Origin of the sequence: Pseudomonas sp. SR18 (assembly GCF_023701505.1) — a bacterium.
Taxonomy (GTDB): domain Bacteria; phylum Pseudomonadota; class Gammaproteobacteria; order Pseudomonadales; family Pseudomonadaceae; genus Aquipseudomonas; species Aquipseudomonas cyclaminis.
This window is the reverse complement of record NZ_JAMQAU010000004.1, coordinates 130662-149741: the sequence shown is the minus strand read 5'-3', so window position 1 is coordinate 149741 and position 19080 is coordinate 130662. Positions and strand designations below refer to the sequence as shown.

The 19080-nt window shown below is 59.1% G+C and carries 14 protein-coding genes; 6 read left to right on the top strand and 8 right to left on the bottom strand.

All coding sequences use genetic code 11. The features are described 5' to 3' along the window. Positions 1 to 17 precede the first annotated feature (17 nt). The gene (radA, locus tag NDJ82_RS08245; RefSeq protein ID WP_099584746.1) at positions 18 to 1385 is read left to right on the top strand and encodes a DNA repair protein RadA; all 1368 of its coding nucleotides are present in this window, start codon (positions 18 to 20) and stop codon (positions 1383 to 1385) included. 33 nt (positions 1386 to 1418) lie between these two features. Here the strand turns inward: radA and NDJ82_RS08240 are convergent, their stop codons facing one another. After that, on the bottom strand, positions 1419 to 1787 hold the full coding sequence (locus NDJ82_RS08240) for a PilZ domain-containing protein (RefSeq protein WP_250925289.1): 369 nt from the start codon (positions 1785 to 1787) through the stop codon (positions 1419 to 1421). 174 nt (positions 1788 to 1961) lie between these two features. On the opposite strand from NDJ82_RS08240, the gene NDJ82_RS08235 reads away from it, so the two are divergent. The 3 genes from NDJ82_RS08235 (at position 1962) to yjiA (ending at position 5338) form a co-directional block, all read left to right on the top strand. Continuing rightward, positions 1962 to 4028 carry a carbon starvation CstA family protein gene (locus NDJ82_RS08235; RefSeq protein WP_112196798.1) on the top strand — a complete coding sequence of 689 codons (2067 nt, stop codon included), beginning with the start codon at positions 1962 to 1964 and terminating at the stop codon, positions 4026 to 4028. A gap of 15 nt (positions 4029 to 4043) precedes the next feature. Beyond that, positions 4044 to 4241 (top strand): YbdD/YjiX family protein, encoded by a 198-nt coding sequence (locus tag NDJ82_RS08230; protein WP_003176208.1) that lies wholly within the window; start codon positions 4044 to 4046, stop codon positions 4239 to 4241. 137 nt (positions 4242 to 4378) lie between these two features. Next, positions 4379 to 5338 (top strand): GTPase, encoded by a 960-nt coding sequence (yjiA, locus tag NDJ82_RS08225; protein WP_191959264.1) that lies wholly within the window; start codon positions 4379 to 4381, stop codon positions 5336 to 5338. A gap of 67 nt (positions 5339 to 5405) precedes the next feature. Here the strand turns inward: yjiA and glyA are convergent, their stop codons facing one another. Together glyA and NDJ82_RS08215 are read right to left on the bottom strand one after the other, a co-directional pair. After that, positions 5406 to 6659, bottom strand: coding sequence for a serine hydroxymethyltransferase (gene glyA, locus NDJ82_RS08220; protein WP_250925288.1), 1254 nt, complete (start codon positions 6657 to 6659; stop codon positions 5406 to 5408). Between the two features lie 227 nt (positions 6660 to 6886). Then, the gene (locus NDJ82_RS08215; RefSeq protein WP_284738571.1) at positions 6887 to 10738 is read right to left on the bottom strand and encodes a sensor domain-containing protein; all 3852 of its coding nucleotides are present in this window, start codon (positions 10736 to 10738) and stop codon (positions 6887 to 6889) included. Positions 10739 to 11023: 285 nt separating this feature from the next. Between NDJ82_RS08215 and ettA the strand changes: the two genes are divergently transcribed. Together ettA and gdhA are read left to right on the top strand one after the other, a co-directional pair. Next, on the top strand, positions 11024 to 12688 hold the full coding sequence (ettA, locus tag NDJ82_RS08210; protein WP_099584751.1) for an energy-dependent translational throttle protein EttA: 1665 nt from the start codon (positions 11024 to 11026) through the stop codon (positions 12686 to 12688). Positions 12689 to 12989: 301 nt separating this feature from the next. Then, a complete protein-coding gene (gene gdhA, locus NDJ82_RS08205; protein ID WP_158877861.1) occupies positions 12990 to 14327 on the top strand; it encodes an NADP-specific glutamate dehydrogenase in 1338 nt (445 codons plus the stop codon). On the opposite strand, the gene NDJ82_RS08200 is transcribed toward gdhA, so the two are convergent. The 5 genes from NDJ82_RS08200 to NDJ82_RS08180 form a co-directional block, all read right to left on the bottom strand. After that, on the bottom strand, positions 14324 to 14821 hold the full coding sequence (locus tag NDJ82_RS08200; RefSeq protein ID WP_250925287.1) for a GreA/GreB family elongation factor: 498 nt from the start codon (positions 14819 to 14821) through the stop codon (positions 14324 to 14326). The genes gdhA and NDJ82_RS08200 overlap by 4 nt on opposite strands. Before the next feature lie 70 nt (positions 14822 to 14891). Continuing rightward, positions 14892 to 15248: a hypothetical protein gene (locus NDJ82_RS08195; protein WP_158877863.1), complete on the bottom strand. Its 357-nt coding sequence runs from the start codon at positions 15246 to 15248 to the stop codon at positions 14892 to 14894. Positions 15249 to 15471: 223 nt separating this feature from the next. Continuing rightward, entirely contained in the window at positions 15472 to 16557 is a 1086-nt protein-coding gene (locus NDJ82_RS08190) for a type I restriction endonuclease (protein ID WP_112196792.1), read from the bottom strand. Positions 16558 to 16771: 214 nt separating this feature from the next. Beyond that, positions 16772 to 17071: a chorismate mutase gene (locus NDJ82_RS08185; protein WP_250925286.1), complete on the bottom strand. Its 300-nt coding sequence runs from the start codon at positions 17069 to 17071 to the stop codon at positions 16772 to 16774. Between the two features lie 95 nt (positions 17072 to 17166). Next, complete coding sequence (locus NDJ82_RS08180; RefSeq protein ID WP_112196790.1) at positions 17167 to 19020, bottom strand: Lnb N-terminal periplasmic domain-containing protein; 1854 nt, start codon at positions 19018 to 19020, stop codon at positions 17167 to 17169. Positions 19021 to 19080: the final 60 nt, after the last annotated feature.

The window sequence follows — 19080 nt, the reverse complement described above, 5'->3', positions numbered from 1 at the left end:
CGGTTGGAGGTTCTCAAATGGCAAAGGCCAAGCGCATGTACGGCTGCACCGAGTGCGGCGCGACCTTTCCCAAGTGGGCCGGCCAGTGCGGCGAATGCGGTGCGTGGAACACCCTGACTGAAACCATGATCGAGAGCGGCGGTGCTGCTGCGCCCACTGGTCGTGCTGGCTGGACCGGGCAGCAGGCACAGATCAAGACCCTGGCCGAAGTCAGTGTCGAAGAAATTCCGCGTTTCTCTACTGCCTCGGGCGAGCTGGACCGGGTGCTCGGCGGCGGCCTGGTGGACGGCTCGGTGGTGCTGATCGGCGGCGACCCCGGCATCGGCAAATCCACCATCCTGCTGCAAACCCTGTGCAGCATCGCCAGCCGCATGCCGGCGCTGTACGTCACCGGCGAAGAATCCCAGCAACAAGTGGCCATGCGCGCCCGGCGCCTTGGCTTGCCCCAGGATCAGTTGCGGGTCATGACCGAGACTTGCATCGAAAGCATCATCGCCACGGCCCGTATCGAAAAGCCCAAGGTGATGGTGATCGACTCGATCCAGACGATTTTCACCGAGCAACTGCAATCGGCGCCGGGCGGCGTGTCCCAGGTGCGCGAGAGCGCGGCGCTGCTGGTGCGGTATGCCAAGCAGAGCGGCACGGCGATTTTCCTGGTCGGCCACGTGACCAAAGAGGGGGCACTGGCGGGGCCGCGTGTGTTGGAGCATATGGTCGACACCGTGCTGTATTTCGAGGGCGAATCCGATGGCCGCCTGCGCTTGCTGCGAGCGGTGAAAAACCGGTTTGGCGCGGTGAATGAACTGGGTGTGTTCGCCATGACGGACCGGGGATTGAAAGAAGTCTCCAACCCATCGGCGATTTTTCTGACGCGCGCCCAGGAAGAAGTTCCTGGCAGCGTGGTGATGGCAACGTGGGAAGGCACTCGGCCAATGCTGGTGGAAGTCCAGGCGTTGGTGGATGACAGCCATCTGGCCAACCCGCGCCGGGTCACGCTGGGACTGGATCAGAACCGCCTGGCGATGTTGCTGGCGGTATTGCACCGCCATGGTGGCATTCCGACCCACGACCAGGACGTGTTCCTCAACGTAGTGGGCGGGGTCAAGGTGCTGGAGACTGCATCCGACTTGGCGTTGATGGCGGCGGTGATGTCCAGCCTGCGCAACCGGCCATTGCCTCACGACCTGTTGGTGTTTGGTGAAGTCGGCCTGTCCGGTGAAGTGCGCCCGGTGCCGAGCGGCCAGGAGCGCTTGAAGGAAGCGGCCAAGCATGGCTTCAAGCGCGCCATCGTGCCCAAGGGCAATGCGCCGAAGGAATCGCCGCCGGGGATCACGATTATTGGAGTCACGCGTTTGGAACAGGCGTTGGATGCGTTGTTCGAATAACCAGCACCGCCCCACATTTGATGTGTGGTGCTTTCAGGTTTCCAGCAGCGCCGCCAACTCCCGGTGGAGTTCTTCCTCGTCACCCAGATTCAATTCGATCAGCCGCCGCAAGTGGCTGATCGAATCCAGGTCGATGTCCTTGCACTCAAATCCCAACTGATCATGATCTTCATGGGTCAGGCGTACGTGCATCTTTATATGGGCTTTTGGGTCCAGCCGTATGTCGACGTCGAACGGCAGCGCCTTGTTCCCTTTCCAGTCTTCGGGGCGCTGCACCAGCAGCCCCTTGAGCGATAAATCCACCAATTTCACTGGCCATTCGTTGCCGTTTTGCCGAAGTTCGGTCTTGGCATCAAAAGCAATCCGGCGAAAACGACGGCGGTCAGACGCTTGCTCGGTCATGGTGAAACCCTCTGTGGATAAAAGGATTGTAGCCCTGCGCCATCATCGGGCCTTTTTTTCTGCTTTTTTCGTCGCTGCAAGGCTCTAGACCAACGTAGGGGGGTGGCCTTTAAGGCCAACAGCGCTAAACTCCGGATGGCTGTCCTTTCTGTCCACCCTGGCTGGAATATAAAAATGAAAAATAATAATAGCCTGCTACGCCACTTACCCTGGCTGGTGCTGGCAATCGTAGGAGCGTGCGCCCTTGGCGTAGTGGCCTTGCGCCGCGGCGAGGCGATCAACGCCTTGTGGATTGTGGTCGCGGCTGTGGCCATCTACCTGGTTGCTTATCGCTACTACAGCCTGTTCATCGCTAATAACGTGATGCAACTCGATCCACGGCGGGCCACCCCCGCAGTGATCAACAACGACGGTCTGGACTATGTGCCGACCAACAAACACATCCTTTTCGGTCACCACTTTGCGGCCATTGCCGGCGCGGGCCCTTTGGTCGGTCCAGTATTGGCTGCGCAAATGGGCTACCTGCCCGGCACGCTCTGGCTGATTGCCGGCGTGGTGCTGGCCGGTGCGGTGCAGGACTTCATGGTGCTGTTCCTGTCGACCCGTCGCAACGGCCGTTCCCTGGGGGACATGGTTCGCGAAGAGATGGGCCGTATTCCGGGGACCATCGCGCTGTTTGGCTGCTTCCTGATCATGATCATCATCCTTGCGGTGCTGGCGCTGATCGTGGTCAAGGCCCTGGCCGAGAGCCCATGGGGCATCTTCACCGTAATGGCGACCATCCCGATCGCGATGTTCATGGGCATCTACATGCGCTACATCCGCCCGGGCCGCATCGGCGAAATCTCGATCATCGGCGTGGCGTTGCTGCTGGGCTCGATCTGGCTGGGCGGGCAGATTGCTGCTGATCCGGTCTGGGCCAAGGCCTTCACCTTCACCGGGATCCAGATCACCTGGATGCTGATCGGCTATGGCTTCGTTGCCGCAGTCCTGCCGGTGTGGCTGATCCTGGCGCCGCGCGACTACCTGTCTACGTTCCTGAAAATCGGCACCATCATTGCCCTGGCAATCGGCATCCTGGTCACCATGCCAGACCTGAAAATGCCGGCGCTGACCCAGTTCATCGATGGCACCGGTCCGGTGTGGAAGGGCGGTCTGTTCCCGTTCCTGTTCATCACCATCGCCTGTGGCGCGGTTTCGGGTTTCCACGCGCTGATCTCCTCGGGCACCACGCCCAAGTTGTTGGCCAATGAAAGCCACGCCCGTTACATCGGTTACGGCGGCATGTTGATGGAATCGTTCGTGGCGATCATGGCCATGGTTGCGGCTTCGGTGATTGAGCCTGGCGTGTACTTCGCCATGAACAGCCCGGCAGCGATCGTCGGCACTGACGTGGTGACTGTCGCGCAAACCGTCAGCAGCTGGGGTTTTGCAATTACCCCTGAAGCGCTGTCGGCCGTGGCCCATGACATCGGTGAAACCACCATCCTGGCGCGTGCCGGCGGTGCACCGACGCTCGCGGTGGGTATCGCGCAGATCCTGCACAGTGTGTTGCCGGGTGAAAACACCATGGCGTTCTGGTACCACTTTGCAATCCTGTTCGAAGCGCTGTTCATCCTGACGGCGGTAGACGCCGGTACCCGTGCCGGTCGCTTCATGCTCCAGGATTTGCTCGGTTCCTTCGTGCCGGCGCTCAAACGTACCGAATCCTGGACCGCCAACCTGATCGCGACCGCCGGTTGCGTGGCGATGTGGGGTTACCTGTTGTACCAGGGCGTGATCGACCCACTGGGCGGTATCAACACCTTGTGGCCGCTGTTCGGTATCTCCAACCAGATGCTGGCGGGTATCGCGCTGATGCTGGCGACAGTCGTGCTGATCAAAATGAAACGCCAACGCTACATCTGGGTGACCATGCTGCCGGCTGTCTGGCTGCTGATCTGCACCACCACGGCGGGCTTCATCAAGCTGTTCGACGCCAACCCGGCGATCGGCTTCCTGGCGCTGGCCAAGAAATACAGTGATGCCCTGGCCAACGGCCAGATTCTGGCCCCGGCCAAGAGCATCGACCAGATGCAACACGTGATCTACAACGCCTACACCAACGCAACGCTGACGGTGTTGTTCCTGTTCGTGGTGTTCAGCATCCTGTTCTACGCGCTCAAGGTCGGTGTCGCCGCCTGGGGCAACAAAGAACGTACGGATAAAGAAGCCCCGTTCCAGGCTGTACCGGACGCATGATCGAGGATTGCAACCATGTTCAATGACATCAGTCGCCTCGGTAAATACCTCGGTCAGGCCGCGCGCCTGATGGTCGGCATGCCCGACTACGACACTTACGTCGAGCATATGCAAACCAAGCACCCGGACAAACCGATGATGGACTACAAGGCGTTCTTCCGAGAACGCCAGGAAGCACGTTACGGTGGCAAGGGTGGGCCCAAGTGCTGTTGATTTAATGTAACTCCCCTGTGGGAGGGGGCTTGCTCCCGATAGCGGTGAATCAGTGACACATCAGTGCCTGACACTCTGCTATCGGGGGCAAGCCCCCTCCCACATTTGTTTCAGTGTTTCTTCAAGGAGAATTTCTTTTGTCCTCTCCCATTCCAGTGACCGTCCTCAGCGGCTTCCTCGGCGCCGGCAAGACCACCTTGCTGCGCCATCTGCTCAAAGCCGAACACGGCCTGAAAATCGCCGTGATCGAAAACGAATTCAGTGACGCCGGTATCGACACCCAGCTTTTGGGCGAAGAGCCGGTGCAAGTCATGACCCTGTCCAACGGCTGTGTGTGCTGCACCATCCACACCGACCTGACCAAAGCCCTCTACCTGCTGCTGGAACGCCTGGACAGCGGCGAGATCGCCTTCGACCGCCTGGTGATCGAGTGCACCGGCCTGGCTGATCCGGCGCCGGTGGCCCAGACCTTCTTCATTGATGAAGAACTGCGCGAGCGCTACATCCTCGACGGCATCATCACCTTGGTGGACGCGGCCCACGCCGAGCATCACCTGACCCAGACCATCGCCCAGGCCCAGATCGGTTTTGCCGACCGCCTGCTGGTGAGCAAACGTGATCTGGTGGACGACGCCACCTTTGATGCCCTCAGCGAACGCCTCACCCGCATCAACCGCCGAGCGCCGATTCGCGTGGTGGAACACGGCAAGATTGACCTGGCGCAATTGCTCGACGTGCGCGGTTTCAACCTCAACGCCGGCATGAGCCTGCGCCCAGTGAGCAAGGCGCCGTCCATCGACCGCATCTCCAGCCTGGTGCTGCGCACCGATCAGCCACTGGACATCGACCGCCTCAGCGAGTTTATGAATGAGCTGTTGGAAGACCATGGCAAGCAACTGCTGCGCTACAAGGGCGTGCTGAACATCGCCGGGGAAGACCGGCGCATGGTGTTTCAGGGCGTGCTGAAGCTCTACGGCTTCGATTGGGACACCGAGTGGGCCGAAGGCGAGGCGCGGGAAAGTGTGATTGTGTTTATTGCCGATGAGTTGCCGGAGGACAAGATCCGCGAAGGTTTTGCTCGGATCTACCATCTGTGACCTGAAATGAGATCAGGCATAAAAAAGCCCGGCTCAAGAGCCGGGCTTCTTATTCAAGCAACTGCAATCAAGCGCCGTATACCGGCAGCTTCTTGCAGATGGCCTTGACCTTCTCACGGACCGCGTCGATCACGGTTTCGTTGTTCAGGTCGGCCAGGATGTCGCAGATCCAGCCAGCCAGTTCCTTGCACTCTGCTTCTTTAAAGCCACGAGTGGTCACAGCCGGGGTGCCGAAGCGCAGGCCCGAAGTGACGAACGGCGAACGTGGGTCGTTCGGTACGGAGTTTTTGTTCACGGTAATGAAGGCTTTGCCCAAGGCAGCGTCAGCATCTTTACCGGAAATGTCCTGCTTGATCAGCGACAGCAGGAACAGGTGGTTTTCAGTACCGCCGGACACTACATCAAAGCCGCGCTCGATAAACACGCTGGCCATAGTCTGGGCGTTCTTGACCACTTGTTGCTGGTAGGTCTTGAACTCAGGCTGCAGCGCTTCCTTGAAGCAGATCGCTTTGGCGGCGATCACGTGTTCCAGCGGGCCACCCTGGGCGCCTGGGAAAACGGCGGAGTTCAGCTTCTTCTCGATCTCGGCGTTGGCGCGAGCCAGGATCAGGCCGCCACGTGGACCGCGCAGGGTCTTGTGGGTGGTGGTGGTGACCACGTCAGCGAAGGGAACCGGGTTCGGGTAGACACCAGCGGCGACCAGGCCAGCCACGTGAGCCATGTCCACGAACAGGTAAGCGCCCACTTTGTCGGCGATGGCGCGGAAACGTGGGAAGTCCAGGATCTGCGAGTAGGCAGAGAAACCGGCCACGATCATTTTTGGCTTGTGTTCAACCGCCAGGCGCTCGACTTCGTCGTAGTCGATCAGGCCGTTGGCATCGATACCGTATTGAACGGCGTTGTACAGCTTGCCGGAGGAGGAAACGCTGGCGCCGTGGGTCAGGTGACCGCCGTGGGCCAGGCTCATGCCCAGGATGGTGTCGCCGCCTTGCAGCAGGGCCAGGTACACGGCGCTGTTGGCTTGGGAACCGGCGTGCGGCTGGACGTTGGCGTAATCGGCGCCGAACAGCTCTTTTGCACGGTCGATGGCCAACTGCTCAACCACGTCGACGTACTCGCAACCGCCGTAGTAACGCTTGCCTGGGTAGCCTTCGGCGTACTTGTTGGTCAGAACCGAACCTTGAGCCTCCATGACCGCAGGGCTGGTGTAGTTTTCCGAAGCGATCAGCTCAATGTGCTCTTCCTGGCGCACGGCTTCTTGCTCCATGGCGGCGAAGAGATCGGCGTCGTACTTGGCAATGGTCAAATCACGGCTGAACATGGCGGTCCTCAAGGATCGGGGGCAGAAAAGGAGGGCATTCTAACCCAATGGGTTTTAGATGGCATATGAAAGGACATCATGTCGCGGACAAGCGGGATTCACTTGGGCATGAGTGGTGGCTTTGGAGGCCTCATCGGGGCAAGCCCCCCCACACTTGAATGTGTTCACAGATCAAAATGTGGGAGGGGGCTTGCCCCCGATGGGGCCAGTAGCCTCACCACCTGATCTCAATCAAACATGAACAGCGCATCATTACTGAACTGCACCTCAAACCGATTGGCCGGCATCGGCCGTCCGAACAGATAACCCTGCACCTCATCGCAGCCATGCTCGCGCAGGAAGTCCAGTTGCTCATGGGTTTCCACGCCCTCGGCGATTACCGCCAGGTTGAGGCTGTGGGCCATGGCAATAATCGCCCGGGCGATCTGCGCGTCCTGCTCTCCGGACGGCAGGCCGTCGACAAAGGTGCGGTCGATCTTCAACACATCGATAGGGAATTGCTTGAGGTAGTTGAGCGAGGAATAGCCCGTGCCGAAATCGTCCACCGCAATACTCAGGCCCAGGTTTTTCAGGCTGTCGAGGATGTGCAGTGCCTCGTTGACTTCGCGCATCAGGATGCTTTCGGTCAGCTCCAGCTCCAGGCACGCCGGCGGCAGGCCGGTGTCCTTGAGGATGGTGGCAATGCGGGTGCCCAGTTGGCCGTCGGAGAACTGCCGCGCCGAGATGTTCACCGAGACTTTTGGCACGCGCACCTTGTTCTGGTGCCAGGTCTTGAGCTGGCGACAGGCTTCGCTGATCACCCAGTCACCCACATCCACCACCAGGCCCAACTCTTCCAGCACCGGAATGAAGTCCCCTGGCGGCACCAGCCCGCGACGCGGATGGCGCCAGCGCAGCAGGGCTTCGGCGCCGGTCAGGCGTTTGCCATCGCCGCTGAACTGCGGCTGGTAATACAGCACGAATTCGTTCTGTTCCAGGGCGTGGCGCAGGTCGCTTTCCAGCTCCAGGCGTTCCAGGGCGCTGGCGTTCATGTCGGCCTGGTAGAACTGGAAGTTGTTCTTGCCACGTTCCTTGGCGTGATACATCGCCGTGTCGGCGTTTTTCATCAGTTGGCTCAGCTCGTTACCGTCCTGCGGGCTGAGGGCGATGCCGATACTGGCGGTCACAAAAAACTCGCGACCCTCCAGTACAAAGGGTTTCACCAGGCTGGCAAGGATCTGCTCGGCCACGTGAATCGCACGGTTCAGCGCCATCTCACGGCTGACCCGTGGTTGCAGGAGCAAGGTGAACTCATCACCGCCCATGCGCGCCACGGTGTCGTCTTCGGCCACGCAGCCGAGCAGGCGGGTGGCCATTTCCTTGAGCATGCGGTCGCCAGCGGCGTGGCCGAGGGAGTCGTTGATCGGCTTGAAGCGGTCCAGATCGAGGAACATCAGCACCACCCACGACTTCTGCCGCTCCGCCGACTGCAACGCAGTGTGCAGGCGGTCCTGGAACAGCGTGCGGTTGGGCAGGTGGGTCAGGGCGTCGTAATAGGCCAGGCGGTGGATGCGCTGTTCGCTGGCCTTGCGCTCGCTGATATCACTGAAGAAGCACACATAGCTGGCCAGGTCGCCTTCGTCGTCGAACACGGCGGTAATGCCGACCCACGCCGGGTAATGTTCGCCATTGCGGCGCTTGAGCCACACTTCGCCTTCCCACGTGCTGTGCTGGTGCAATTGCTTGAGCACGTAGCGCAGGTGGGCTTCCTGCTGTTCATCGACGGTGAGCATGTTCGGCAACTGGTCGAGTACATCCGCGACGGCATACCCGCTGACCCGGCTGAACGCCTCGTTAGCCTGCACGATATAGCCCGCCGGGTCGGTGATCAGGATCGCCGAGGTGGAGTGCTCGAATACCGTGGCCGCCATGCGCAGGTCTTTCTCGGCGCGGCGTTGTTGGCTGATATCGCGGCCGACGCCGAGAATGCCTTCGAAGGCGCCATGCTCGTCCCACACCAGGACCAGGCGCAGCTCGATCGGCACCTTACGGCCGTCGGCGCGCAGGCAGTCAAACAGGAACAGCTGGGTCTGCACTTCATCGCGCAGCTTGTTCAGCACCTCGACATCACCCAGTGCGCGGCTGACCTGTTCCACCAGGCTGTAGATACCGGCCAATTGCGCCGGATTGGCGATGATCGACTGCCAGCCGTTCTTGAACACCCAGTCCACGTCGTACCCGAGCACCGCGCTGACCGACGGGCTGATGTAGTTGAGGGCCAGTTTGCTGTCTGTGGAGCAGATCACGTCGCTTATGCTTTCGGCCAGCATGCGGTAGCGTTTTTCGCTGTCGCGCAGGGATTCGCTGGCTTCGATCTGGTCGGTAATGTCCTTGGCCACGCCAATGATGCGGGTGACCTGGCTGGTTTTATCGCGGGCCAGGGCCTGCTCACGAATGTCAAAGCGCCGCCATTGGTTGTTGCGATGGCGGAAGCGCAATTGGCAATGCAACTGCGTTGCGTAGCCGGCCTGGCGTTGCTGCAGGCGCAAGTCGTGGTAATGCTCGGCGTCGTCGGGGTGCAGCAGGATTTCCCAGAAGTACTCGCCCATTTGCTGCAGTTCGGCCTTTGTGTAGCCGAGGGTGTGGCCCAGGTGGTGGTTGCTGAAGATCATGCGCTGGCTGATCACGTCCTGCACATACAGATGATCAGGCACCGTGCGCACCACGTCCGACCAGAAACTCTCACGCTCCACCAGCGACAGCTCGATCAGCTTGCGGCTGGTGATGTCGCTGATACTGAGGATCACCGCCTTGAAATCGTCCTTCTGCTCCGGCAGGCGCATCACCAGCCACAGGTATTGCTCGTTACCAGCCACATCGTTGAGCTGGATTTCCAGTTCAAGCTGGTTCTGCTGGGTCAGCACGGCTTCGAGTATCTGATGGCCAATGGACGTGCTGTTGCTTGGGCAGTCATCGATCAGCCGTTCCCAAGCCTCCTCGCACGAGTCCACGTTCAGCAGGCGCACCGCTACCTGGTTGATCTCGGTGATGCGCAGCTCGGCGAGCAACTGCCTGCTTTCTTCGGGCTTGTGTTGCAGCCAGGCGTGCAGTTGCTCGCGGGTCTGCACGTGCGTCCTGGCAAAAAACGCATTCAGGCCTGACAGGTCAAGCACGCACAAGGCCACGCCGGTACCTTCGAAAATATCCTGATAACGCCGTCGGCCTTCATGCACCTGGCGCTGACGGCGACGCATATTCAGCAGCACGATCACCGGGATCAACGAGAACGCCAGGCCCAGCAGGCATTTGCCGATAAACGCCGGCAGCAGTTGTTCCAGCACAGCGGCGCGGTCGAACATGCCACGCAACTGCCAGTCGCTTTTGCTCAGAGGCGTGACCAGTACGCTTTTATTCAAGTCATCCGGCGTCAGGGCGCCGGACCATTGCGCCGGCGAGCCATTGTCACGGCTGACCACGCGGTGGTTCAGGCGGTTTTCGATGGCCCACATCGGGCGCGTGCCCTGGCTGTCCTGGCGGGTGAGGTTAACCAGGTAACCGGGCGCCAGGCGCAGCGCCCAGTACATCCTTGAATCGCCGCTGGGCTGGTGCAGCAGCAGGTAGATGATGGTGCCGTCGTTGTTGTTGCTCAGGTAATAGGACTGGCCGTGACTGCGTTGCACCAATTCTTCCAGCCAGGCGCTGTCCTCGCTGTCATTGGCGCTGTCGCTGATCATCGCGCCGCTGGGGGCCAGCAGGGCGAAACTGCGCAGCTCCGGCAGGGAACGCTGCAAGGTGCGCATCAAGGCCTGTTGCTGTTCGCTGTCGCGGGGCGGTTCGACGATCGGTAGCAGGTTGAGGGCAATTTTTGCGCTCAGGGCCATGTTCAGGCTGAACTCTTCAGCCAGGTCGGCGCTGTAGTCGATGGTGTATTGCTGCTGGTTTTTCTGGTTTTGCTGCAACTGGTCCAGCAGCTGCCAGAACAATAACGCGAGCAGCATGAGGACGAGCGTCGCCAATGCGCCTTTAAGGGTGCCGTGCAGGGGCGCTCCCGGCGCTATATGAGCGGCGCGTAAAGGCGTTGGCGGCGTGACTTTGGACAAGCTGTGATCCTGCGGTTTGGCTGGATTGGCGCGCGACGTGCACTATAAGCCGGACGCCCGGAGGGCGGCTAGCATGCCTTGACTTGTGGCAAAGTGCCAGCCCCGCTTGGCTGGACTGACCAAGCGCATTCAGGTAGCTTTGCCGGTTACGCGGGGGCGTTCCAGCCCCAGAGACTCAGGCTTTTTCCGCTCGCTGGCATTGATGATAGTCAACGGCCCGCGCGGCGCATGGTCTGGCACGGGCTTCGCCCGCTTAATTCATCAGTCACTGACGCTAGGTTCACCATGGCTCAATACGTCTTCACCATGCATCGGCTGGGAAAAGTTGTTCCGCCGAAGCGGGAAATCCTGAAAAACATTTCGCTGTCCTTCTTCCCCGGCGCCAAGATCGGCGTGCTCGGCCTGAACGGTTCGGGTAAGTCCACGTTGCTGAAAATCATGGCTGGCGTCGACACCGAGTTCGAAGGCGAAGCCCGCCCGATGCCGGAACTGAACATCGGTTACCTGCCGCAAGAGCCAATCCTCGATCCGACCAAAACCGTGCGCGAAGTGGTCGAAGAAGCCGTCGCCGTGATCAAGAACGCCCAGGCGCGCCTGGACGAGGTCTACGCGGCTTACGCTGAAGAAGACGCCGACTTCGACAAACTCGCCGCCGAACAGGCCAAGCTCGAAGCCATCCTGCAGGCCGGCGACGGTCACAACCTGGAGCGCCAGCTGGAAGTCGCCGCCGATGCGCTGCGCCTGCCGGCGTGGGACGCCAAGGTCGAATTCCTGTCCGGTGGTGAAAAACGTCGCGTGGCCTTGTGCCGCCTGCTGCTGTCGGCCCCCGACATGCTGCTGCTCGATGAACCCACCAACCACTTGGACGCCGATTCCGTCGCCTGGTTGGAACACTTCCTTCACGATTTCCCGGGCACCGTGGTTGCGATCACGCACGACCGGTACTTCCTGGACAACGTCGCCGGCTGGATCCTGGAGCTCGACCGCGGCGCCGGCATCCCTTACGAGGGCAACTACTCCGGTTGGCTGGAAGCCAAGTCCGACCGTCTGGCCGCCGAATCCAAGCAGCAATCGGCCCACGAAAAAGCCATGAAGGAAGAACTGGAGTGGGTGCGCAAAGGCGCCAAGGCCCGCCAGTCCAAATCCAAGGCGCGTCTGCAACGCTTTGAAGAAATGCAGTCGCAGGAATTCCAGAAGCGCAGTGAAACCAACGAGATCTACATCCCGGCCGGTCCACGCTTGGGTGACAAGGTCATCGAGTTCAAGAACGTTTCCAAAGGCTATGGCGACCGCGTGCTGATCGATAATCTGTCGTTCTCCATGCCAAAAGGCGCGATCGTCGGCGTAATTGGTGGTAACGGTGCGGGTAAATCCACGCTGTTCCGCATGCTGATGGGCAAGGAAACGCCGGATTCGGGCACCATCGAAGTCGGCGAAACCGTGCAACTGGCCTGTGTGGACCAGAGCCGTGATGACCTGGATGGCAGCAAGACGGTGTTCCAGCAGATTTCCGACGGCTCCGACCAGATCCGCATCGGCAACTATGAAATCCCGTCGCGCACCTACGTCGGTCGTTTCAACTTCAAGGGCGGCGACCAGCAGAAGTTCGTCAAGGACCTGTCCGGTGGTGAGCGTGGCCGCTTGCACCTGGCCCTGACCCTGAAAGAGGGCGGCAACGTGTTGCTGCTCGACGAACCGTCCAACGACCTCGACGTAGAAACCCTGCGTTCCCTGGAAGAAGCCCTGCTGGACTTCCCGGGCGCCGCCATTGTGATCTCTCACGATCGGTGGTTCCTTGACCGCGTCGCGACCCACATCCTGGCGTACGAAGACGACTCGCAAGCCGTGTTCTTCGAAGGCAACTACACCGAGTACGAAGCCGACCGTAAAAAGCGCTTGGGCGATGCTGCTGCCCAGCCGCACCGTGTACGCCACAAAAAACTCGCCTGATCCGGCGGGTTTGAAAAAAAGCGGAGCCCTCGGGGCTCCGCTTTTTTTTGCGCATTTTTCCTGACCCACACTGATCAAATATGGGAAGGGGCTTGCCCCCGATAGCCATTTATCTGTTGGTGCATGTGCGTGATTTGAAATCCCCTTTTAAGTGCATAAAACACGGTAAAACTGGATACAGTTATATCCAATGCACCATTTAAATTCACAAAGGCGACATTTTGCCCTGTCGCAGTGCGACATGAATTGATAAAGTCCGGCCCAATCTCCCTTAAAAACAATCAATTTGCCGAGACTTTTCATGATCGAATCCGTCGAATCCTTCCTTGCCCGCCTGAAAAAACGCGACCCAGACCAGCCAGAATTTCACCAGGCTGTAGAAGAAGTCCTACGCAGTCTGTGGCCGTTTCTTGAAGCCAATCCTCACTACCTGAACTCGGGCATCCTGGAACGCATCTGCGAGCCGGAGCGTGCGATTACGTTCCGGGTGTCATGGGTCGATGATCACGGCAAGGTCCAGGTCAATCGCGGTTTCCGTATCCAGATGAACAGCGCCATCGGCCCTTACAAAGGCGGCCTGCGCTTCCATCCGTCGGTCAACCTGGGGGTGCTGAAATTCCTCGCCTTCGAACAGACCTTCAAGAATTCCCTGACTTCGCTGCCCATGGGCGGCGGTAAGGGCGGCTCGGACTTTGATCCAAAAGGTAAGAGCGACGCAGAAGTCATGCGCTTCTGCCAGGCATTCATGAGCGAGCTGTACCGCCATATCGGCGCGGATGTGGATGTGCCGGCTGGCGATATCGGCGTGGGCGCCCGTGAGATCGGTTTCCTGTTTGGCCAGTACAAGCGCCTGAGCAACCAGTTCACCTCCGTGTTGACCGGCAAGGGCATGACCTACGGCGGCAGCCTGATCCGCCCGGAAGCCACCGGTTTTGGCTGTGTGTACTTCGCTGAAGAAATGCTCAAGCGCGACGGCCAACGGGTTGAAGGCAAGCGCGTGGCGGTGTCCGGCTCCGGCAACGTGGCGCAATACGCGGCACGCAAAGTCATGGACCTGGGCGGCAAGGTGGTCTCCCTGTCCGACTCCGAGGGCACCCTGTACGCCGAAAGCGGTTTGACCGAAGAGCAATGGTCAGCCCTGTTGGAGCTGAAAAACGTTCAGCGCGGCCGCATCAGCGAATTGGCCGAGCGTTTCGGCCTGGAGTTCCGCAAGGGCCAGACGCCTTGGGAGCTGGCCTGCGATATCGCCCTGCCATGCGCCACCCAGAACGAACTGGACGCCGCAGCCGCCCGCACCTTGCTGCGCAACGGCTGCATCTGCGTGGCCGAAGGCGCCAACATGCCGACCACGCTTGAGGCGGTGGATATCTTTATCGAGGCAGGCATTCTGTTTGCACCGGGCAAGGCATCCAACGCCGGTGGCGTAGCGGTGAGTGGCTTGGAGATGTCGCAGAACGCCATGCGCCTGCTGTGGACCGCCGGTGAGGTGGACAGCAAGCTGCACAACATCATGCAGTCGATCCACCACGCGTGTGTGCACTACGGCGAAGAAAACGGCCGGATCAACTACGTGAAGGGCGCGAACATCGCTGGCTTCGTGAAAGTCGCCGACGCGATGCTGGCCCAAGGCATCGTCTAAGTCTCGGCTTCGATACGCAGCACCTCGATCAACTGATCGCCGACGGGGCGCTTCCACAGCACCTCGTCGCCGATCTGGGCGCCCAGCAATGCGCGACCCAGAGGTGAACCCCAGTTGATCAGGCCTGCAGTCGCGTCGGCCTGGTCTTCACCGACCAACTGGATGCGCTGCTGCTCGTCCTGTTCATTGGCGAACGTGACCCAACTGCCGATCTGTACCTTGTCGGTGGAAGTGGCTGATGCCACTACTTGGGCGCTCTGCACCCGCTGGTTGAAATAGCGCAAATCCCGCTCAAGATCGGCCTGGCGCTGCGTATCGGCCTGTTCGCCCTTGGTGGACTCGGCGCTGTATTCGGCCTGTAGTTGCGCAACCTTGGCCTGTAACTGCGCCAACCCATGCGCGGTCACGCGATTGGGCTGCTCGCTGACCTGCCGCTCCACCGGCTGATCAGCCTGGGCGGCGGCGCTGTCTTCATTCACAAAAGCTCGGCTCATGGTGTTCTCCCTCTATGAAGCTTGGGCCATGGTCGCCGTGCTTTAGTTTCGATGGATGTCTGAAAGCGACCTATTGCGAGTGATAGGCCCTGGCGGCATCGCGATCCTTTTCCTGCTGCCAGGCGCGCTCACGGTCGTCCCAGTGATTGTCCTTGTAGTCGCGCAGTTCTTCGTTCTCGCGCATGGCCTTGCACTGGCGAAAACCGTCTTCCCAGCCTTCGGCGTACTCCCGGTCTTTCAGATAGCGCGGCACGTTCTTGCGAAATGTCCCCGTGATCACCCCGGCCGCCTGGCGACCGCTGCTGCAGCCGTCGTCAAAGCCATCGGCAAAAGCCGGTGGATAGCCTTTGGCCAACAACTCCTGGTGAGTCGATTGACAACCCGCCAGCCACACCATCGCACACAGCATTACCGCATACCGCCACATGGCGTACTCCCTGGCCGTTTCACGGCTGATAGGGGAAGTCTAGAAGGGGATTCGTCGGGGGGATGTGAAAGGCGTGTGAGAAATCTGTAGACCGCTATGGGCTGTGCAGCAGCCACAATACCGGCAATGGAGATTATCCAGAAAAATTGCGGTGCCTGGTTTCGGGGCTGCTGCGCAGCCCAACGGGAGCAAGCTCCCTCGCCACAGGGGGTATCATCCGCCCCTAGTCGTAATAACCCACTGTCTTTTTCAATTGATCCGCATACTCGTAAATCTCATCAATGGACGAAATCGCATGTCGGGTTTCATTTTTTTCCTCGTCGAATATCCCGAGGTACTTCTGACTGCGGTTGAAGTGGAGGCGACAAATCGGCTTGCGATTGTTGTCGTCCAGCAAAATTCCAAAATAGCTTTGAGTATCTCGCTGAACAATTCGCTTGGCATCTACTACCGATCTCACTACTGCCCTGACGATGTGATAACCCTCTAACTCTTCAAGTGTCGTCAGGATCTTGTCTTCTGATTCATCGCGGTCCTGCGTATCAGAATTCGCGCTGTTTGCCACTGGCATCGAGGCGATAGTCGGTTGAATTACGCCGCTCATGGCTGACTTGAGTCGATCATTGATTTGATCATTCAGAAATTGCGCTAGCGCTTTTCGAGTCAGTTCAAAAAACTGTTCACGCACTTTCTGCGTGATGACGCCGTCATAAACGCGGGATGCAAAAAATTTCACGAATTCGTCTTCGGGTTTACTGACCTGAGCGCCGATAATTTTCTTGAGTTGGCTGACGTACTTCAGCTCTCCTGCAGCATTGATGATCGAATCTACGTCGAAAGCCGACTTAGTAAGCTTGATCAATTCCGGCACGGAATATTCGTCAATGTCCAGCAAGTCCAGTTCCAGGAATGGCTTTTCGTCCATTTTGTTGGGGGCGTCCAGGTCGGTAAAAAACCTGTAGACCTGGCCGTTTGTGAGAATGGAGATTCTCGCGCTTGTCACATGGAAGTATCGAAAAAGCTGAGAGGCGTGATTAATGCTCAGTGACTCACCGATTTTTTTGCATTCGATGAGAATTTGAACCTCACCGTTTTTCATGATTGCGTAGTCGATCTTTTCGCCTTTTTTAGTCCCCACATCGCATACGAACTCAGGCGTCACTTCCTGGGGATCAAACACGTCATAACCCAGGACAGTGTTTATGAAAGGCATTACGAAAGCATTTTTTGTAGCTTCTTCCGTTTGAATGGCAGGGCCTTGTAACCGAACTTTTGCTGCCAGACTGGTAAGCTTTTCAAAAAAATCCATAGTCAGCCTCTACCTATTCAGATCCGTGGATAGACTTGGTGGCAATTTGATTGCTATCCGAGACTAGCCACAAATTCTCATAAAGCGAGGGCAGTAACAGCAAGTTGGTATCAATTAGAAAAAGCTAAAAAATAGGCTGAGGTTTCCTGCTTATTAATCAGTGGCTTGAAGATGCCTAAAGGATTTCTATATCAGCGAATAAATTTGCCAATTTTTACCCCGCTCGACCGCGTGCCGCATGCTCAGCCAACTCTTGCTCAATAAACGCCGAAATCATTGCGCGATAGACCTGCTCGGTGACTTCTGGATTGGCGCCCAGCGTGTGCGCCAAGCCCCGCACCTTGGCGATCACCTGTTCAACCCGTTGTGGTGCCTTGACCGCATCTGCATCCTTTTTAAAGCGGGCTGCCTGGGATACGTAGGCGCCACGTTCAGCCAGTAGGCTGACAATTTGCTGGTCGAGGCGGTCGATGTTGTCACGGACTTCTTCGAGAGTGTTGCAGTTAACTGCCATGTTGATTGGAACTCCCTGAGATGGAAACTGAATAAATACGGGCAAATGTGGGAGGGGCAAGCCCCCTCCCACATTTTGATTTTCGCCAGGCTGGGTCAGTAGTGATACCACTTTACTTCGAGCATCACTTCATTGACCGGTGTCGACAAGTGGCTGTATTCGCGCTGTGCACTCAGGCGCAGCCCCAGGTTGCGCGACAGTTCCCACTGTTGGTTGAGGCTGATGCTGCGACGCACTTCACCATTGGTGAAGAAATCGCCCTTGGCCTCCAGGCTCAAATTGCCCAGCGGGTTTTTCCACAGTACGCCGGTGTTAAAGCCGGCCGCGGGGGAGATGGCTTCGTTGAAGTCGTTGTTGTGTTCCACACGCACGGTGCCGAGGGCGAAGCCGAGCATGTCGTCGCGCAGTTGCCAGGTGCCGCCGGCGCCGCCGTTGACGTGGGCGACCAGGGTTTCATCGTCGTGCTTGCCCGGCACGCGTTCCAGGCCGCCGGTGACTTGCCATGACCACGGCTGCAGCAGGGCGTTGCGCGGGGTCAGGGAGCGGATGGTGGCCAGGTCCAGTTGCTGCAGTTGCCAGTGGTTGCCTTCGTACTGGCGCAGTTTCATTTGCAGGATTTCGATCTGCGCGCCGAGGGGGAAGCCTTCGGCATTGTCGTTGAGGTCGTGGTAGGCCATGCGCAGGCCGTATTCACCGAAGGCCTTGTCGCCACGAGTGCCGAGGCCGGCTTGCCAGGTGCGCGATTCGTGACCGTTTTCCGGCAGGCCGGGCGGCGTGATCTTCAGGTCGGGCGCGGGGTTCTGGTTGATGGCGCGCAGCAATTCGAAACTGCGTTGGGAGCGTGCAGTGTCGCGTTCCAGGCCGTTGGCGCGGTAGCGGCCCAGGCGATAGGCGGCGTCGATGATCAGGGCCTGGCGGTCGCGGGGCAATGCTTTAAAGGCCGGCGCCTGCAATTGTTGCTGGTCATCGCTGACCTTGAGCACCCATTGCTGTTCGTCGCTGTCCAGCGGCTTGGCGCGTTCCAGCAACTCGCGCTCGCGGGATGGCCTGTAATCGATTTTCTCGACCAGGCCTGCGTCCTTCACTGCCTTGACGGTGTCGGTAGGAATGGCCGTCAGCGGGAATTGCTCGGTCAGGCGCAGGCCGGGGCGGGCCACTTGCAGCAGTTCCAGCAGGCGATAGGAGCAGTTTTCGTCGAAGAAGAAGTAGTCGAACTGGATCTGCTTGAGCTCCCACACGTGCTCGACCATGCGCTCGGTCTCGACCTGGGTGAGGTTGAGCCGGTATTCCCACAGGTCGCGGTTTTCGAGGCTACGGTACTCGGAGAGTTTTTCCTGGTAGGGCACCAGTGCGAACAGGCCGGGGTAGCCGCCCATCAGGCCTTTCCAGGCGTAGAGGATGCTGTTATCCGAGCCTTCTATGTAGGCGCCGAAGTTGATCGCGTAGCTGAGCAGCGCGGTCTTGTTGCTCTGCACGTCAGCCTGGTCGATACGCAGCAGGGTGTGGCCGAACATCGACGACGGGCTGTTGAGGTAGGCCGCCGGGAAGATCATCACCGCGCTGTGAGGGGCGACATCCTTGAACCATTGCTTGAATTCGGTGCAGTCCACGGCGGGCAGGTCGGTCAGGTTCAACTGAGCCTTGAGCCAGCGGGTACGTGCGGGGTAGACACATTGGGCGTGTTTTTCGCCCAGGCTGGCCGGAGCATAGAGTGCTTCAACGGTGGCCTTGAGTTCGGCATCCGGGTGGTGGGCGCCATCGGCGGCCAGGAAGAATTTCTTTTCACTGACATAACTGCGCCAGCCGCTGATTTTCCCGGCTTCGTAATGGCCCAGCGAAAGCCAGAACGGATCGTTGGCCAGTTGCTGCAAACGTTGATCATCAAGGTGCGGTGCCGCGTACAGCGGGGCGCAGGCTAGGAGTGCCATCCAGGCAAAGCGTTTGAGCATAGGGGCAACTTAAGTCGGAAATTAGAGAGACCCAAAGGGGAGGCGGGTCCAAAAATAAAA